We start from the raw sequence: 14,012 nt of genomic DNA on the forward strand, positions 1-14,012 counted from the left end.
TATATATATTCCTGAATTCGATGTAACTTGTTACATCGAACTTTCGGTTACTTACGACCACTACCAAAGGAATAGATTAATTTACCTATTAAGGATTCAATATTAACTGCTGACTGGGTGTATTTTATCTGATCACCTCCAGCTAAATTTTCTTCAGATGAACCGGGAGTTACGGATATATATCTACTACCAAGTATTCCACTTGTGACTATTGCTATACTAGTGTCTTTAGGTAACTTTATATCATTATTGATGTTAATGGTTAATAAGGCAAAAAAGCTAGTTTTATCTAGAGTTATGTTAGTTACTGATCCGATTTTTATACCCGCTAACATCACGCTACTGCCTTGAACTATCCCTTCCGCATTCTGAAAATTTGCCTTAACTATATACCCAGATGCAACTTTTGATGAGTTACCAATTTTATAAGCAAAAACAAAAAAGGCTAAAGCAACTAGTATTACTATAAAGCCAACTAAAGTTTCTATAACATTATGTTTCATTATTTTGATTTATCTAAAGGTTTCCAGCTACTATATTTAGCTTCAGTTGTACTATTTTTTATTAGATTATGAGATAAGCTAGTGCCAGTAATATTAGGGAGATAGTTTTGTTGCCAGTCAAATTTATTATTGTTAGTTGGTACTTCATTAGTCATATAATGCAACCAAGCATGCCACATGGGAGGAACTTTCGATGCTTCCACTTTACCTTTATAAACCACCTGTCTTCTAGCTTGACCTAAATAATTCTGCTTTTTACTTTGATAATATTTGTTACCAAATTGATCTTTTCCAATCTCCTTAGAGAAAATAGGTATAAAAAAATTATCTATGAATGACATTTAAGTATTTTTATAGCAGTTTCTTTTCCTTGCACAGCTAGTCTATCAGCCACTTCATTACCTTCATTATTATTGTGACCTTTAACCCAATTCCAAATAATATAGTGTTTACTTAACTCTTCGTACAATTTTTTCCATAAATCAACATTCTTGACGGGATCATTGTTGTTTTTATGCCAGTTATTTTTTATCCATGTGTTAATCCACTGTGTTATTCCAAGCTGTAAATACTTACTATCTGTGTAAACTTCTACATAGCATGATTTTTTAAGAACTTTTAATGCTTCAATTACTGCTGTCATTTCCATTTGATTATTAGTGGTATATAGTTCATGACCAAATATACTCTTCTGCTTTAAAGGCAAGCTATCACGAAACTTCTTAGAGTTCTCACATATATCTAACATGTTTAACTTTTTTTTGTTATACCAATTTTTCAAAGCATTTGGGTCTAGCTCTACACTAGCTACATGAAACTGTAATAACGCTCCCCAGCCACCTGACCCAGGATTACCTGAGCAAGCTCCATCAGTGTATATGGTAACCTTAGGCAAAGTAGCTTGACTCTTTGAAATATTTGGGTCTTGTAGATTCATTATAATTTAACCTGAGTTATGCGAATTCGCGTAAATTATACCTCTAAATAACGCCAAAGTCTGTCTGTACCTTTGCTAATACTAATCCTAGGAGTATTAATAAATTTAGGGGTATTACCTACATCAATAATACAAAAAGACTTATTACTAGTTACATCTTGACCATTTTGGGTTTTATTAATTCCAAGAGTACGACATAATTTACCAGGTCCATCAAGTAAAACTTGTAAAGGGCTATATTGATACACTCCCCTAATTAATACAGCAGCTGGAAATCCCTGTTGTTCTGTTACTATATTTAAACAATAATACATACCATAAATCAAATATACATATGCATGACCTGCAGAACCATACATAATCTTTGTACGGGGCGTTATACCTTTTGCTGCATGACAAGCAGGATCATCTTCTCCAACATAAGCTTCTGTTTCAATAATTCGTGCTTCTATATTACCAAAACACAAAACCTTTCCAAGTAACTCTTGTGAGACAATAAGCGTATTTCTTTCATAAAATGTTTTTGGAAGTATTTTAAACATCTTAGTGGTTTAATAAAATATGATATAATTGTATTGATGCACTATAATTCACTATTACATCATTTCACAGCTTTTTCTTGACAAATATTAAAGGTAAGATATTTTGTACTTAGGTTTGTATATTATAGAAAAATATTTGAGATTATTACATATATGTCAAAAGCTAAAACAGCGTCTAAAAATAACCCAACCTCTAGAGAACAAGCAAAGGAGTATTTTCATAATGGACAAAAAATTAGACCTGTAAAACTTATATCCGGTAAATCTTCTTTTTTGGCAGCAGAATATGATGTATCAGGAGATTTGGTACTTGGATCTGATGGCAAGGCATTACCTTGGGACAGAACAAAAATTTAGCCTAAATATTAAGTTTTCAAACAAGTTTGTTGACCTTACATGTAAAAAGGTATATAAGCTACCTATCATTAATATGGTTTGGGGATGTAGCTCAGGGGTAGAGCATCTGCCTTGCACGCAGAGGGTCGGGGGTTCGATTCCCTTCGTCTCCACCACTCTCCTATTTTAATTAATAAGTTTATTCATCTATATTTAAATTTGGTTTTTTACTACCAAATGTATGGTATCTCTTACAATAAGTAGCAGCAACGTATAAAAAATAATCATCCTCTATATTCACTTTTTTCAAGAGTACTTTTTTATAGAATCTTTCGTAAGTAGTAACGGTAATTAAGCCGGCAGATGACAAAGTACCAAGCACAGCCCAAAGTAACGTATTAATTGGTGTATATAGCAAGTCCTCGTCAATTAGAATGATGACAGATTTATCACTACAAATCATTACTCGGCGAATTAATTTGCCAAGAGTACAATAATCATAAGGTCCTTTAGATTCAATAATTTCTACTATTGTTAGTCCTTCTTGTTGGCTGGTAATAATGACATCATCTCTAAGATTAAGGTCATAAGCTAGATCAGAAAAAATTATTGCTTTGGAAGGTAAAGTTGTTTTATCTATCATGATGGTATCCCCTTTATGATTAAACTTAAAGTTATTAAGTTTTAACCACCAAAGAATCTTGAGAGATTACTTTGGCGATCGGGGAGTTAGTAAAACTGCCGCTAGACAGCTACGTTAGCCTTTAGACCTAAGGTTTACACCTTAAGCCTTGAACATAGCTAATATCTCCCCGACCATTACAGTCGAGGATACATCATTTAATGGTTGATGCTTACCACTAACGGACTACAGGTTAATACACCCAAAGTAACTTTGCAGTTACTTCACTTTTAATTTTAAACTATACTCCCCTAAAGTCAATAACAGTTTTTTTACTGTGAATTGTTATTTTCGTTGTCTTCCTTGGTACGTTCATTACATTCTTTTATAGGTATAATATTTTAGCTCTTTTTATTTTTATAATTTTATCTTAGCATCCAACATAATTTTATATTACACAACTGTGAATTCATGACATGTAATAAAAAATAATTTGTTTTTTAAGATTTTGTTGCATTTAACTTTAATTTTAGCTTTGTAAGTGATATACTCACCTTACGCATAACCCCCATGGCAATTTAAAAATTGCAGAAAAGTACAAGACGTCTATTAGCGAGACCACGTGAGTGTAGTAGCAATCCACATTTATTGGAAAAAATTTCTTCTCTGAGATTGGCAAAAGGTTACACACGGCAACAACTTACTGATTTAATTGAAGTAACCCATCAACAATTACAACAAGTGAGATAAGGTTTCCTTTATGCTATTGTCTGAAGTAGCTACATTAATAGCACATCAGCCAGTAAAGCCATAATGTGGAAAGAGTTTGGCGCACCCGAGAGGAGTCGAACCCCTAACCTTATGATCCGTAGTCATATACTCTATCCAATTGAGCTACGGGTGCTATATATATTCTTCTGTTTTAAAGAATTGCTTTTTGAGATATTATTGGATTCACGTACCAAAGTACGCTGAGTGCGTTCCTAATTCATTTTCAATTCGTAAGACCATTCGAGTATACTTGAATCCTAGATAGCATAGTGTGTTTATTTTTATAAAACATCTTAAAATTGAAAATTTTTAGAAAGAGTATATTATATCCCTAAACTCCTATTATGTCAAGATCATAAGTTTCCAAACCTAGAACAGAGCAGTTTAAAAATCGCAACTGTGAGTAGAAAGAAGATGCAAATGTTTAGAACAAGAATAAAAGAACTAAAAGATAAGCTAGGAGATAAGGTATCTAGAAAGAGATAAAGATAGTAAGAAAGAGTTGTAATGAATAGTTGTAAAATGTAAAAGTTTGTATAAAATACTCCGTTAATAGATTTACAACTTAAAATAACGGAGCTATTTATAAGCATAATTACATATTTAGAAAAAGTCAAAGATTTTAGAAAAGTGTGGGGACGAAGGTACGATACTGTAAGTGTAGTTAAACTAATAGTAGCAGGGTTGTTAAGCAATAAGAATAACTTAGAATAGATATCGAGGTTTGCAAAAAGTTTTAGCAAAGAAGAATTGAAAATGCTAGGTTTTCATAGGCAACAAGTGCCGTGCTATAGTAATTTAACATTAATGATTTGTAAATTTTGTCCTAATAGTGTAAAAGAGGTGATATCAGAATGTATCAAGTATATATACTCGGTGAACTTCAAGAATTGGCGTCGTCGTGTCTAAAGATCGAAGCTGCTCACGTACTAATGTACGCCTAGCAGCTTGACTTTGACACTCCTAGCTCTTCTTGAAGTTGACCTTCGTCTACCAACTCTTCATTTACGAGCCAGTATATGCCAAAGTAAGGGTACAAATTATGATCTAATACCATTTTTCCGAAAACTAATCATCACGTGTCGTCGTACTTCAGATCTCCGCTCCTCATGTACTAGTTGTATGCTAAGATCAAGTACAAATTTTAACATCGTTTAGTAGTCATCTCAAGCCTCTTACTGGTTTTAGAGAAATAGAAAATAAAGATGAATATAAGTCAATGTTTGAATTTTTATCAAACTACGACATGCAAGGAAAAATTGTAACATCAGATGCATCCTTTACTCATGAAGCTATATGTGAAAAAATTGTTGAACAAGGTGGAGAGTTTGTGCTTACTCTTAAAGCTAATGAACCTAATTTACATTACCATAGTACACAAATATTTGATAAAATACAGGTAGAAGGTCAAGAAATTAAGAGTTTTGCAGAGAATATAGATTTATAGCATGGGAGAATAGAAAGAAGAAAAATTGAGATAATTGATATGCCATTTGAATATTTAAATGGGTTTCGTCATATCAAACAAATATGCAAAATTACCCGAAAAAGAGAAAAGAAGAACAAGGCTAATAGCTGTGAAACAGAGAATGTATTAATGATTACTAGCTTAGAGAAAAAGTTTAGTCCAGAAGAATTGTTAAAATTTAACAGAAGTCATTGGTCATGCGAAAATAATTTACACTGGATAAAAGATAAGGTTTTTGAAGAAGATAAGTCAACTATTAGTACTGGAGAAGCTCCGTTAATAATAGACCTCTTTCGAAACTCGCTTGTGCTGAAGGATTTGAAGGAGACGCGGAACGCAGAACCGCAGCGTACTCTAATGTACGTGAGGATTCGAGTACCGCATCGACGTACAAATCACCAGCAGAAGTAGAGTTTCGAAAGAAGTCTAATGTCATTATTGAGGACAACAACTCTTTCTATAATAACTTTATTTTCAAACAACATTACTGAAACTAGAGAAAATTTTAACAATTATAGACATAGGTTATTTAAATTATTCTCAACTTAAAGTTAGGTTTTTAAACTGCCCTGAACCTAGAACAGCCTAATTAAAATATTATTTAGACAAACCAATTTATTAAAGTAAAAGTGATAGCATAATGCATGACTGAAGCAAAGATTGCTGCTGCAATGTCATCTACCATAATACCAACACCCCCTTTGATATTAGCATCGAGCCAATTTATTGGCCATAGTTTTATTATATCAAAAAATCTAAATAACACTAAGGGCAAAGCAAATAAAAAGATGAAATTTATTAGTTGTGAACTTAAATATTTTGTAAGTCCTGAGTAGTTTACGAAAACCACAGAAAAACAACTTAGTATTATTGTTAGCATTTGACCAACTACCTCATCAATTACTACTTCTTTTGGATCGTCCTGTGTATCATACTGTATGTATATTGAAGAGAAGTACGTGCCTAATATAAATAACAATAGGCAAATCAAAAGAGTAATAATAAAGAGAGTAATAAGTTGTGCTTGTAAAGTTGTGAAATTAGTAAATGAAAAAATTAGTTGATTAGTTATAGAAAGATATAAGATCAAGTAGCACAAAGGGAAAGCAGCTAAAGACCCAAATGTACCAGGACAATATTTTATTCTACCTATATAGAAAAAAGTTACAAAAAGTTCTACAAATTTTTTTCTTTTAGACATAATTCTGCTTAATTTTCTGATAATTCAAATAATTGATGCAAACAACGTATTGTTTTCTTGGTATCTAGGTCTTTTATTAGGATAGAAATTTTAATTTCTGAGATTTGTATCTTTTTCACTGATATATTTTCTTTTTCTAGTTCATTTAATACCATACCAAGTAGGGTCTGATCATTTTTAATACCATAACCAATAATTGATACTATAGAAATTTGACTGTCAATGATAAAATTATTTATTTGATTAGTATTTTTTAGATCATCTAGTAAATGTTGTAATTTATTTTTATCGGATAGTTGGATAATGAAACTATATTGTATATTTGTCTTAATATTTTCCATTAATTCTAGGTGAATATTATGGTCAGCAATGAGTTTGCATATCTTAGAAAAACTCAATTGGGAGAATACCAGTAATTGTAATAAATTTTTGTTGGAAGTAATACCAGTAATTTGCCTATTTTCCATAATTTTATCTCTAGATGTTATTAGTGTACCATTTTTTTCGTGGTATAATGGGAATAAAAACGACGATAAAACGCGTATGGGTACATTATATCTAATAGCAACCTCTAAGGAACGTGGATGCAGCACTTTAGCTCCACAAGATGTAAATTCTAGCATTTCTTCAAAACTAATCTGTGATAATTTTGTTGCACCCGGGACAATGCGAGGATCGGCAGTAAACACTCCTTCCACATCAGTGTATATATCACATCTATCAGCTTTCATAGCAGCTGCAATTAAAGAGGCGGTAGTATCTGATCCTCCTCGACCAAGCGTTGTCAACCTATTATTATTGGTAACACCTTGGAATCCAGCAACTATTGGAATGATGTTTTGCTTAATACATTCTATTAACAAACTAGTAGAGAGTTGTTCAACCAAAGCTTTGCTATAATTATCATTGGTTAAAATCGGTAATTGCCATGCCAGCACAGATCTTGCACTCATGCCTTGTTCTTGTAGTTTAAGGGCTAGTAAAGATGCTGTTACCATCTCCCCGCTACAAAGAGCGGCATCATATTCTGCGAGTTCTGAATTGGTCTTAAGACTAGAGACTTCATTACATAGAGTAACTAGTTGGTTGGTAACCCCGGTCATAGCTGAAACGACAATTATTACTTGATTGCCTTGCTGCTTTTCAAGCTTAATTATTGGAATAATTTCTTTTATTCTTGCAATGTTAGCAACGGAAGTTCCACCAAATTTTTGAACTATTATTGACATAAATCTGCAAGCGTAATTTTCGATATCATTCCTACGTAGGTAGCAGAACCTAAAAAAATAGACCAAGAGAGGGTTTGTTAGACTTTTTTAGCCCCCCGTCTACGCAGGGGTAACATTGTGTGGTGAATAGGGATGACACCTGCAAGCAGAAATAGCATCATCACTGCACAATATTGACTATTTTATAGTCTCTCTTACTAGAAAATTCTACTTTGCCTGCAATCAATGCAAATAACGTATGATCTCTACCAAGTCCAACATTTTTACCTGGGTGAAATTTAGTACCACGTTGTCTAACAATAATGTTACCTGGTATCACATATTGTCCATCATATTTTTTAACACCCAACCTACGACCGATCGAGTCTCTGCCGTTTCTAGAACTACCACCAGCTTTTTTAGTTGCCATTTATATATCCTTAAATAAATCCTATTATAGTTTAGTAATGTCTAATATTTTCAGTTCGGTCAATTCCTGCCTATGACCAGTCTTGCGACGATAATTCTGACGACGTTTTTTCTTAAAGACAATAACCTTATTATCTTTAAACTGGTTAGTAATTTCGGCAGTAACAAGAGCTCCTTTAACCATTGGCGTACCTATAAAAGATGGCTTTGAATCTTCACCAATCATCAATATTTGGTCAAATTGGATTTTTGCACCTCTTTCACCGTCAATTTTTTCTACTTTGATGACACTGTTTTTGCCGACTTTATACTGTTTCCCGCCTGATTTGACGATTGCGAACATGAAAAATATCCTAACTAAAATTTAAACAAATTAAGTCGGCATTATATTACCAGCAACTATTTTAGTCAATAGCAATTCGTAATTAAATAGATAATGCTATAAATAAAAGATAGCCCGTATTATTTATAATAATACAGTTTCTAATCATTATCATTGACCTTGTATTGTTGACATGATTAGTATACTCTTCTGCTCCTACGAATTGTTTTTTGAAAATATCATGGATTCGCATGCTCACCATTCATTTTCAAATCCAATTCTTCAAATCATTTGAGTATAACAGCGATAGTTGCTTGCCTTATCACAACCACACATTCTATCTTCTATGCTATAATTTTATTTTGGTTTTACTATTACTTATTTTGGATTTATTTGTTGACTCTTCAGTTGTCTTACACTTTTCTTGTTGTTCAAGTATGCTCAAAATACTTTTGATATACAGTTCGATATCCTCTAAGTGATACACTACGCTTAAAATGTTATCATCTCTTTTACTGGTTACAGCACTTAACTGTTGTAGTTCTTTAAATAAACGAGAGCTATCTGCCTTAGCTTTGCCAAATATATTTGAGAAATCTTTACTAGTTATATTTATCTGATGCAAATATTTCAAAGATATTAAGATTAATAAACCTTCAATAATAATTAATATTATTGCTAAGTATTGCTGCCACATTCTAATTTCTTATTGTTTTGTTATAATATCGCTTCAACATGTTTTTTTGTGAACTATCTTGTTCTTTTAATATTAGGATTAAAATATCTTGAGTTGCATCTTGCTGTTCCATAGATACTACCCCAATTCGTAATAAGAATTAGTTAATTCTTATTACGAATTGGCTTTAATATAAGGAAAAATGCATTCTTGAATCGGTTCTGCAAGTGCATTTTAACTTTTTTCATCATTCAATATGTGATTTTAATTATTAAAATCACATATTGAATGGAGTGTTATATTTTAACAATCAGGTGGGCAGCCGCTTCAAACCTGATTGTTTCTATATATAATACTGAATTCGATGTAACTTGTTACATCGAATTCAGGTTATTTAAATAAATACTTTGATAAACTACTTTACCTTGTACAAACTTTAGTATATCAATACAGTTAATACTTATAATATTATGCATAATAATATACATTTATTTTTAGTGTATATAAATACATAATATTGTCAACTGAAATGTCTAACTAAATTCATTTATTTATAAGAATGTCACACTTAATTATTAAGAAAAATATTGAAAGGCTATTAAAAGAAAAAAATTGGCGTGTTGCTGATCTTGAAAATAAGATTGGACAAGGTAGAAGCGTTACAAATATATTCAGGGGTACTTCCAAAAATCCTACTATAGAAGTATTGCAATCTATAGCAGGTGCTTTTAATATTGAAATTCAAGAATTATTATTAGATCACGATAACCAAGATTCTATACTTAATATTTCTTTGCTTCGTGATACTTGTGATAAAATCATTAATGAACTTGAGCTAATTCACTATCCTATTGCTGTAAGGTATAGTAACGTATTTGCTCTTATTAAAGAAGTATACGAATACTCTTCACAGTTGAGTTTAGATAAAGCTGACGAAAATTTTACTAAATGGCTTATTCAAAAACATTATAAAAAATAACTCTAATATTTAGATTAACACTGGGTTCTAGAGTATTATTCACTTCAGACAATATGCTTTTATGGGCATACTCCATATAATTTTTTACTCCTAGGGTGATCAGAACCAAAATATGTCAAAAGAAGTGAGTAAAAATAAGTGCATTGTATATGTCTGTCACTTTTATTGGTTAATTTTGTAGCAGTTTTTGCTGCCTGAGAGAAGGCATAACTTACATTATCCATATTGCCGATGTTTTTGATATTAAATATGTTCCAATAAATATTTTTAGCTAATCTATAATTAATCATAGCCTCTTCTACTTTCCCTAAAGTACTTAATATATTTGCTTTTACTACTAAAGCATTAGCTAAAAATATATCTATGGAATTCTCTAACTCATTTTCCCTATTGTTTCTATCTTGGTCTTGTATCAGTATATCAACTGCTTTTACTATATGTTTCCAAGCATCATTCTGCCTCTTTAGTCCTAATTCAGATTTTGACAACTCTGTTAAACAATATGCTATTGTTGTAGATGTGATATCTTTAATTTCATTTAGATCACTACTCATTATCTTAGTATATACATCGTTAGTTATAGCGTAAGCCTCTTCAAATTTTTGCATATTATTTAGTATTTCTGCTTGCAAAGTATAAATGGGTGCAAGCCATGCATTTTCTTGTCTTAATTCTACATCACTTATTTGTGCCAATATCCTAGATTTATTTAGCTGAGCTTTTTCTTTACTTATCGTATCTATAATTTCTAATAAAGCCTGCTGATACTTTCCTTGAGTTAATAATATTCTAGCCATACCATAATCTATCATGCTTGCTTTATGTATAAAGTTTTTATTATTAAGCATTATACTTTGTATAATATGTAAGTTATCTTCTGCCTCCTTTATTTGCCCTGTGAATACCTGAACTTGAAACATTTCATAATAAATTGATGATTTTGCTACCTCATTGTTTGGTAAACTATTTATGGCGTTTTTAGCCTTCACTAAATATTGCATGACTATATCTGAATGGTGATTAACAACAAAGTATTCATATCGTCCTATACGTCCTAAATACCTACTATACGCTACTTGCTCTAATTCTGTCATATTTTGCCAAATCAACTTATGTTCGTGTTCTTTAAACCAACTTACCATTTTTTTAGCATTATATGGTTCTCTAGAACGTAAGTAGTAGCCAAGTAGGCTATTATGCAAGACCATGCTTGTATAAATATTACTATTATACTTATCTGCATTAGCTAGCAGTACTTCTACATTACTTTCAAAGGTATTATCCTGCATAATTAAATAAAATTGATTTACCATCTCCCCTGACATTAAATGTTGTATTTTAATAAGTAGTTTATCAATAGTTTTCTTATTAGTAGCTAAATCGTATATATTTAATATCTCATATTTTACTGCATCATGCATTCGAAATACTTTTTTATTTCTATTGTTACTAATTTGTTCAATTAAACCAAATCTTACTATCTCATCAATTAAATCGGATAATTTCTCCTTATCATCTACTAGATGTTCTAGTAAATTATTACCTATTTTTTGATTATTTAATAACGCCATATAGTATAATAGTGTTTTGGCTTCTGATGTAATTTCATCTAATACTATTGATAAATGTGCATTTAATTTGTTATCATGTTTTCGTATATAATTTATATACTCTTTGATTGTCATGTGGTTATTGCTTTGTAAAAAAATAGCACTATGTCCAATTATATTAGTTGGATAACCTTTTAAATTACATGCCAAATCTTTTTTAAATTCCTCTGATCGCTCGTCTATAAGCTTATTAATTGCCATAAAAATGTCTTTTTCTTGTAAATAAGGAACTGAGATTCTTGGTAGTAAATATTGACTATCTTGCGAACAAATCATAATATGTCCATTATGATGCCAATCAATAATATCCTTAATTTTGTTATTTTCATTAATATGTAAATTATCGAATATTAATAACCACCTCCCCTGAGGTTTAAGATATGTCATAAGGTTTTGTTTAACGCTTCCGGTACTTTCTGAAATGAAACACCCCATTTTTGAACATATTTTTTGATTTATTTCTTTGGCCAACAAAACAAATTGTGGGATTAAATCTATACTTGCATCTAAAAACGCAATAATATCGTAATCTTGTTGATATTTTTGTGCATATTTTCTAGCTATTTCACTTTTTCCTATACCACTGATACCTGTAATACCTACTATTTTGTCTCTTATTAATAACTTTCTTATGTTGTTAATTTGTTCCTCATGATTAACGAAATAGTATACTGGCTCTTCTTTATTAAAAAGAAGTACTGCATATGCTTCACAAGTAGAAATTACTACTATAAATAGTAATAGTATAAAGTTTCTCATTTTAAATCGTTAAGTTTTCTATACTTATTCATTTTAATTATCTGTGCCTTTTGGGTAGTGTCGGTATTTAACTCTGTTGGTACATTATCTAATTTTATTTCTATTGTTGTAGAGTACTTATTTTTAGTTACTTGATAATTTATTTTAAAACTTTTTAACAAAATAAATATTTGTCCCAAATTTAATATGTATAAATTAGCTGTATCATTAAATATTTTTTCAGAATATCTTACTGCTAAATTTTGGTCTAAACTAAACCCTTCACCGATAAAGGTAATCAAGTTGTTTTGAAATATTAACTTTACACATCTCGATCTTTCTGTATTTTTATTAAAGTACAAGATATTAGATAATACACTAACCATAATTTGGTTAAATATTTCCGATTCAAAAGGCACTTCAAGTGTCTCTATATTACTGACTATATCTAATTTAATATTAGAATTATAGCAAGCTGTGTATCCTGTATAATAACTTTGTAGATATAAAATTATCGGAGTTAGTTTTATTGTATGGTAGTTAATTTCATTGTGGAACTCTAATGTTGTTATTGGTAATGGAAAATATTCACTATTATATCCTAGTTCTTCTTCTACATTAACAGTATTAGAGATATTAAATGATTTTTTATTATTACTACTTTTAGAATAGTGATAACATTTTAGAGTAAACTCTTCGTTTATTTTGTGAAATAATAGAATATTTTTACTATGTTCCATACTGTTAGTTAAATCTGTCTCTAACTTGTTAAGTTTAAGTTTAATTTTTTTATCTCTATAAGATAGATACAATACTATTATACATAGTACTAAAATTGTAAATACAGAACCTATATTTAATAATAAAATTTGCTGCTTAACCCTAGAGATAGCTTGTTGTGTATAATAAGAATTAGGAGAAATTTGTATTGATATATTATAAGTGAGGTCTTTATTAATGTAATACTGCTTGTTCACACTCTCCTGAAATTCTACCACACCATTAGATATAATTGAATGATTATTAATAGTAATATTGTATTTAAATGCTTGGTTTGATACTATATCTAGTAGTTCTTGTAGAGTGGTATAAGGTAGATCATTCTTGCCATACACGCTATTTGGTATATGATACTTCGAAATGAAAACATGATTCCTAATATGTTCTTTTAAAATAGAGATTTGATCAGATATATCATTACTACTTAATATATAATTAATATTAAATTTATCAACTAAAAGCGATCTAATTATATTATGATATTCTTCTAATTTTATTAGGTTTTGCTGATGATATTCATGATTGATACAACGATGTACCAATATATTTGTTAATATAACAAAGCTAATCACAAATATCATAGATATTGCACTTGCTTTTAAAATGTTCTTCCTTTTAATAAACATTTTTGTTTTTTTCGTTCATGATTTAATAACATTTTGTTAAGTATTATGGAAAGCAATTTAAGCTCAATAGTATGTAATACCAATCCTCGAATTTAATTTAGCAAATAATTCATACAACAAATTGATTTAATTAGTGAAGCATTTAAATATCTCCCATGCAGCTCACTTCCTCATACATGGAATAATCTTTCGGAAAAACATCACACTTTAAAGGATAATCTTCTATATGCGTACTATGATCTACACCCCCAAAAACTTTTATAC

15 protein-coding genes, 2 tRNA genes and 2 pseudogenes are annotated in these 14,012 nt (G+C 30.4%); 6 read left to right on the plus strand and 13 right to left on the minus strand.

Going from position 1 to position 14,012, the window contains the following annotated elements; translation table 11 throughout:
* Positions 1 to 47 precede the first annotated feature (47 nt).
* Genes mlaD through AAHM86_RS03695 form a run of 4 tightly spaced genes read right to left on the minus strand, consistent with a single transcriptional unit; the run spans position 48 to position 1,982 of the window.
* Positions 48 to 503: an outer membrane lipid asymmetry maintenance protein MlaD gene (gene mlaD, locus AAHM86_RS03680; RefSeq protein ID WP_341751375.1), complete on the minus strand. Its 456-nt coding sequence runs from the start codon at positions 501 to 503 to the stop codon at positions 48 to 50.
* Positions 503 to 844, minus strand: coding sequence for a complex I NDUFA12 subunit family protein (locus AAHM86_RS03685; protein WP_341748339.1), 342 nt, complete (start codon positions 842 to 844; stop codon positions 503 to 505). Before AAHM86_RS03685 ends, mlaD begins: the two co-directional genes overlap by 1 nt.
* Complete coding sequence (locus tag AAHM86_RS03690) at positions 832 to 1,440, minus strand: ribonuclease HI (RefSeq protein WP_342267310.1); 609 nt, start codon at positions 1,438 to 1,440, stop codon at positions 832 to 834. The genes AAHM86_RS03685 and AAHM86_RS03690 overlap by 13 nt, the downstream gene beginning before the upstream one ends.
* 35 nt (positions 1,441 to 1,475) lie before the next feature.
* On the minus strand, positions 1,476 to 1,982 hold the full coding sequence (locus tag AAHM86_RS03695; protein ID WP_342267311.1) for a DNA-3-methyladenine glycosylase: 507 nt from the start codon (positions 1,980 to 1,982) through the stop codon (positions 1,476 to 1,478).
* A 153-nt stretch (positions 1,983 to 2,135) separates the two neighbouring features.
* Between AAHM86_RS03695 and AAHM86_RS03700 the strand changes: the two genes are divergently transcribed.
* The gene (locus AAHM86_RS03700) at positions 2,136 to 2,339 is read left to right on the plus strand and encodes a hypothetical protein (RefSeq protein ID WP_341748342.1); all 204 of its coding nucleotides are present in this window, start codon (positions 2,136 to 2,138) and stop codon (positions 2,337 to 2,339) included.
* An 80-nt stretch (positions 2,340 to 2,419) separates the two neighbouring features.
* Positions 2,420 to 2,494, plus strand: a tRNA-Ala gene (locus AAHM86_RS03705).
* 23 nt (positions 2,495 to 2,517) lie between these two features.
* Here AAHM86_RS03705 and AAHM86_RS03710 read toward each other — a convergent pair.
* Positions 2,518 to 2,961 carry a hypothetical protein gene (locus tag AAHM86_RS03710; RefSeq protein ID WP_342267312.1) on the minus strand — a complete coding sequence of 148 codons (444 nt, stop codon included), beginning with the start codon at positions 2,959 to 2,961 and terminating at the stop codon, positions 2,518 to 2,520.
* A gap of 627 nt (positions 2,962 to 3,588) precedes the next feature.
* On the opposite strand from AAHM86_RS03710, the pseudogene AAHM86_RS07180 reads away from it, so the two are divergent.
* Positions 3,589 to 3,681: pseudogene (locus AAHM86_RS07180) on the plus strand (transcriptional regulator); the annotation flags it as partial.
* Positions 3,682 to 3,767: 86 nt separating this feature from the next.
* Here the strand turns inward: AAHM86_RS07180 and AAHM86_RS03715 are convergent.
* Positions 3,768 to 3,844 (minus strand) — tRNA-Arg (locus tag AAHM86_RS03715).
* A 1,086-nt stretch (positions 3,845 to 4,930) separates the two neighbouring features.
* On the opposite strand from AAHM86_RS03715, the gene AAHM86_RS03720 reads away from it, so the two are divergent.
* Both AAHM86_RS03720 and AAHM86_RS07185 read left to right on the plus strand, forming a co-directional pair.
* Positions 4,931 to 5,158 carry a hypothetical protein gene (locus tag AAHM86_RS03720; protein ID WP_342267313.1) on the plus strand — a complete coding sequence of 76 codons (228 nt, stop codon included), beginning with the start codon at positions 4,931 to 4,933 and terminating at the stop codon, positions 5,156 to 5,158.
* Between the two features lie 39 nt (positions 5,159 to 5,197).
* Positions 5,198 to 5,452: pseudogene (locus AAHM86_RS07185) on the plus strand (transposase); the annotation flags it as partial.
* Between the two features lie 328 nt (positions 5,453 to 5,780).
* Here the strand turns inward: AAHM86_RS07185 and AAHM86_RS03735 are convergent.
* The 5 genes from AAHM86_RS03735 to AAHM86_RS03755 all read right to left on the minus strand — a co-directional run bounded on the left by AAHM86_RS03735 (position 5,781) and on the right by AAHM86_RS03755 (position 9,036).
* Positions 5,781 to 6,380, minus strand: a complete 600-nt coding sequence (locus AAHM86_RS03735; RefSeq protein ID WP_342267315.1) for a phosphatidylglycerophosphatase A — start codon at positions 6,378 to 6,380, stop codon at positions 5,781 to 5,783.
* Between the two features lie 8 nt (positions 6,381 to 6,388).
* Entirely contained in the window at positions 6,389 to 7,609 is a 1,221-nt protein-coding gene (locus tag AAHM86_RS03740) for an aspartate kinase (RefSeq protein ID WP_342267316.1), read from the minus strand.
* A 160-nt stretch (positions 7,610 to 7,769) separates the two neighbouring features.
* The gene (rpmA, locus tag AAHM86_RS03745) at positions 7,770 to 8,018 is read right to left on the minus strand and encodes a 50S ribosomal protein L27 (RefSeq protein ID WP_341748346.1); all 249 of its coding nucleotides are present in this window, start codon (positions 8,016 to 8,018) and stop codon (positions 7,770 to 7,772) included.
* Between the two features lie 24 nt (positions 8,019 to 8,042).
* The gene (gene rplU, locus AAHM86_RS03750; protein WP_341748347.1) at positions 8,043 to 8,360 is read right to left on the minus strand and encodes a 50S ribosomal protein L21; all 318 of its coding nucleotides are present in this window, start codon (positions 8,358 to 8,360) and stop codon (positions 8,043 to 8,045) included.
* A gap of 328 nt (positions 8,361 to 8,688) precedes the next feature.
* Complete coding sequence (locus AAHM86_RS03755) at positions 8,689 to 9,036, minus strand: hypothetical protein (protein WP_342267317.1); 348 nt, start codon at positions 9,034 to 9,036, stop codon at positions 8,689 to 8,691.
* A 538-nt stretch (positions 9,037 to 9,574) separates the two neighbouring features.
* On the opposite strand from AAHM86_RS03755, the gene AAHM86_RS03760 reads away from it, so the two are divergent.
* A complete protein-coding gene (locus AAHM86_RS03760) occupies positions 9,575 to 9,994 on the plus strand; it encodes a helix-turn-helix transcriptional regulator (RefSeq protein WP_341761763.1) in 420 nt (139 codons plus the stop codon).
* Between the two features lie 59 nt (positions 9,995 to 10,053).
* Here AAHM86_RS03760 and AAHM86_RS03765 read toward each other — a convergent pair whose 3' ends face one another.
* Together AAHM86_RS03765 and AAHM86_RS03770 are read right to left on the minus strand one after the other, a co-directional pair.
* Positions 10,054 to 12,363: an NB-ARC domain-containing protein gene (locus AAHM86_RS03765; RefSeq protein ID WP_342267318.1), complete on the minus strand. Its 2,310-nt coding sequence runs from the start codon at positions 12,361 to 12,363 to the stop codon at positions 10,054 to 10,056.
* Positions 12,360 to 13,694 (minus strand): hypothetical protein, encoded by a 1,335-nt coding sequence (locus AAHM86_RS03770; protein ID WP_342267319.1) that lies wholly within the window; start codon positions 13,692 to 13,694, stop codon positions 12,360 to 12,362. The genes AAHM86_RS03765 and AAHM86_RS03770 overlap by 4 nt, the downstream gene beginning before the upstream one ends.
* Positions 13,695 to 14,012 lie beyond the last annotated feature (318 nt).

The organism is Candidatus Tisiphia endosymbiont of Empis tessellata (genome assembly GCF_964031035.1).
GTDB lineage: Bacteria > Pseudomonadota > Alphaproteobacteria > Rickettsiales > Rickettsiaceae > Tisiphia.